Annotated in this window: 2 protein-coding genes; both read left to right on the top strand. The window is 41.1% G+C overall.

The genetic code is table 11. From position 1 onward, the window contains the following. Positions 1 to 295, top strand: a 295-nt coding sequence (locus ACLJQE_RS44740; protein WP_410645934.1) for a hypothetical protein, incomplete at its 5' end; no start/stop codon positions are given. A 63-nt stretch (positions 296 to 358) separates the two neighbouring features. Next, positions 359 to 577 (top strand): hypothetical protein (locus tag ACLJQE_RS44735; RefSeq protein ID WP_410645933.1); only part of this gene is annotated, 219 nt, incomplete at its 3' end.

The raw sequence follows: 577 nt of genomic DNA, 5'->3' as shown, positions 1-577 counted from the left end.
CGTAGAGCTAAGCGCCCTTGTATCACGCCAAACAGCGAACAGAGTTGATCCGGTTAAATACCCACTAACCGATAAAAATTTAGATGTGTATATTGATCTTGCTTATGTTCCGTTTGAATATGGTTACGGTGATCACTATCAGAATACAGCCATGCGTTTAATGATGGAATGTTTGACGGATCGCCCCGAGTGGTTCACTACTGAGAATCATTATCATTTAGACCGTACAGCTGAAGCGCTGGGAGTACAGATTTTTTCTAACTGCTCAGATGTTAAGCGTAAAAAAGATTTATAATATTGTTTGACAAGGGCGCAGTAAGCGCCCATAATACCCAGACAAACAAACGAGAGTTTAAAAATGAAAACAGAAACGCACGATCTGGTAAAAGATAGTAAAGCAAAGGTGATCCACCACGTGAACCGTGAAACGGGGGAAAGTTTTGTAACATACAAAACAGTTTATCTTTTGCAGTCCAAACAAGATCAGCGCCTACAACAAAAGATCACAAAGGCCGAGGCAAACAAAATCGCAAAGGCTAAAGGTTTAACGCTGGATTCATTGCCGGAGTGTTTCAAC

Origin of the sequence: Amycolatopsis sp. lyj-346 (assembly GCF_046548975.1) — a bacterium.
Taxonomy (GTDB): Bacteria; Actinomycetota; Actinomycetes; order Mycobacteriales; family Pseudonocardiaceae; genus Amycolatopsis.
The sequence above is the reverse complement of the archived record's forward strand: the minus strand, read 5'-3'. Positions and strand labels throughout refer to the sequence as shown.